General features: G+C 52.4%; 2 protein-coding genes and 1 pseudogene. 1 reads left to right on the top strand and 2 read right to left on the bottom strand.

Annotation, left to right across the window (positions count from 1 at the left end; genetic code table 11):
- Positions 1-378: pseudogene (locus ACLTD4_RS26860) on the top strand (citrate transporter); the annotation flags it as partial.
- Between the two features lie 18 nt (positions 379-396).
- Here ACLTD4_RS26860 and cls read toward each other — a convergent pair.
- Together cls and ACLTD4_RS26850 are read right to left on the bottom strand one after the other, a co-directional pair.
- Positions 397-1,947 (bottom strand): cardiolipin synthase, encoded by a 1,551-nt coding sequence (cls, locus tag ACLTD4_RS26855; protein WP_117622778.1) that lies wholly within the window; start codon positions 1,945-1,947, stop codon positions 397-399.
- 51 nt (positions 1,948-1,998) lie between these two features.
- Positions 1,999-2,636 (bottom strand): PLP-dependent transferase (locus ACLTD4_RS26850; protein WP_412331704.1); only part of this gene is annotated, 638 nt, incomplete at its 5' end.

Below are 2,636 nucleotides of genomic sequence, written 5' to 3'. Positions count from 1 at the left end.
GCGGATTACCTTCTGCTCCTCACCTTCGTCTGCTTCTTCCTGTTCGCAGGCAACATGGGGCGGCTCGACTGGTTAAAGCGCTTTATGGGAGAGATTCTGAACCGGAATCCGGTGCTGTTCTCCGCTCTGACGAGCCAGTTTATCAGCAATGTTCCGGCGGCAGTGCTCCTCTCCGGTTTTACTAACGACTGGAAACCGCTCCTGCTCGGGACGAACCTGGGCGGTCTGGGAACACCGATCGCCTCGCTGGCCAGCCTGATTTCTCTGAAATTCTACATAAAAGAACTGCCAGATAAGGTTTCCCATTATCTGGCAGTGTTCACCGCAGTCAATATAGCGTTTTTTCTCATTCTGTACGCGGCGGCCAGCTTCCTTTAGAAGCGGCCGCACGCGGTTCTACATAAGCGGTGCAAACAGCCGCAGCACGCGCCCCGCAAACTTCTTATACCACGGATAGTGCCGGCACTCCTCCAGAGTGATTACCTGGCTCTTGGCCAGCGTCTCCTTAAAGTCCCTCTCCACATCCTTAATCACCTCGTTGCGGTAAATATAGGCCGCACACTCAAAGTGCAGATACAGGCTTCTGTAATCCATATTGATCGTGCCGACCACCGCCTTCTCGTCATCGCTGGTAAAGACCTTGGCATGGACAAAGCCCGGCGTATACTCGTAAATCTGCACACCCGCACGGATCAGCTCCTCATAATGCGCCTTGGCCAGCAGGAACGCGTACTCCTTGTCCGGAATATGGGGCATAATGATGATCGTCTCGACGCCGCGCTTGGCCGCAAACTGCAGGGCCTGTACCAGTTCGTAGTTGAGAATCAGATACGGCGTCATAATATGCACGTAGTTTCTGGCTGTATTGATGATATCGAGGTACACCAGCTCTCCCACGGTCTCCTGATCCAGGGGACTGTCGCCGTACGGGATCACGAAGCCCTCCATGGACAGCTCCGGCGGATAGAAAAATTCCGGATCCCTCAGATACCGGCCGTAATCCTCCGGCTCCTTCTCCGTAATATTCCACATCTGGAGAAACATCATCGTAAAGCTGGTGACCGCGTCGCCCTTCACCATGATGCCGGTATCCTTCCAGTGGCCGAAACGCACCTTCCTGTTGATATACTCATCCGCCAGGTTAATGCCGCCCGTAAATGCCGTGTGTCCGTCTATCACCAGGATCTTTCTGTGGTCCCGGTTATTCTGGTAGGTGGACAGGGCCGGTCTGATCGGCGCGAACATCTTGGCCTTTAAGCCCTTAGTCCTCAATTCCCTGGGGTAGCTGTACGGGAGAAGGACGAGGCAGCACATGCCGTCATACATAAACCGGACTTCCACGCCGTCCTGCACCTTGCGCTCCAGAATCTCTAAGATGCTGTCCCACATCTCCCCGCGTTCCACAATAAAATATTCCATGAAAATGAAGCGTTTCGCCTTCTCCAGCTCCTTCTTCATGTCCTCGAACATCTCTTCGCCTACCGGATAATACTTCACATTGGTGTTGCCGTAGACCGGATAGCTGCCGGAGTTCTCGATATAGGCGGCCAGATTCGCGTTGCTCCTGCTTATTTTTGCCAGCTGCTCCATATAACGGGGATTCTGTTTCAGATACGGCTGCGTATCTGAGATATTCTCCCGCAGCCTCCTGTTAATGATCTTCCCTTCCCACTGCAGCTCCAGAAAGAGATAGAGCAGCGTGCCGAACACGGGAATCACCGTAATGGGAATGATCCACGCCAGCTTAAAGCTTGGATTCTCATCTTTATTTACGACATAGAGGATCACAAATGCACTGAGCAGCGTAAATCCTCCGTAAATATAGACCATGTAATGACTCAGGAAGCGGAAACCTGCAAGCAGTATCGATATCTGCAGCAGCAGTGACATCACCACAAACGCAGTTCGCCCGAATATGATCCTCAAAAGTTTTCTAGCCTTCTTCATCCTTTGTCTCCTCTCCTGTATAAATCATTACACATTATACAAGATGTGACTCTATTCCAGTGCCTGGCGGATATCTTCAATAATATCATCCACGTTCTCAATCCCAACACTGAAGCGGATCATAGAAGGATCCACGCCCGCGTCCACCAGCTGCTCATCGGTCAGCTGTCTGTGGGTATGGCTTGCCGGATGAAGCACGGAAGTACGCGCATCCGCAACATGAGTCACGATGGCGGCCAGCTTCAGGCGGTCCATAAATGTAACGGCCGCGTCGCGTCCCCCCTTCAGTCCAAAAGAAATTACGCCGCAGGTTCCGTCCGGCATGTACTTCTGAGCCAGTTCATAGTACTTGTCTCCCTTTAATCCCGGATAGTTCACCCACTCCACGTCATCGCGGGATTTTAAGTATTCCGCCACGCGCAGCGCGTTCTCACAGTGGCGCGGCACACGTAAATGCAGCGTCTCCAGGCCAAGATTTAAAAGGAATGCGTTCATCGGGGACTGGATAGAGCCAAGATCACGCATAAGCTGAGCCGTCGCTTTCATAATATAGGCCATCTTTCCGAATTTCTGTGTATAAACGATGCCGTGATAAGATTCATCCGGAGTGGTAAGTCCGGGGAACTTCTCCGCATTCGCTTCCCAGTCAAAATTGCCGCTGTCCACGATGCAGCCGCCCACGCAGGTTG

The sequence above is a fragment of the Hungatella sp. genome, assembly GCF_046966825.1.
This window is presented reverse-complemented; position numbering and strand designations above follow the sequence as displayed.

Coding starts and splice junctions, on each gene's coding strand:
- cls (WP_117622778.1), bottom strand. CDS start 1,947: ATGAAGAAGGCTAGAAAACTTTTGAGGATCATATTCGGGCGAACTGCG.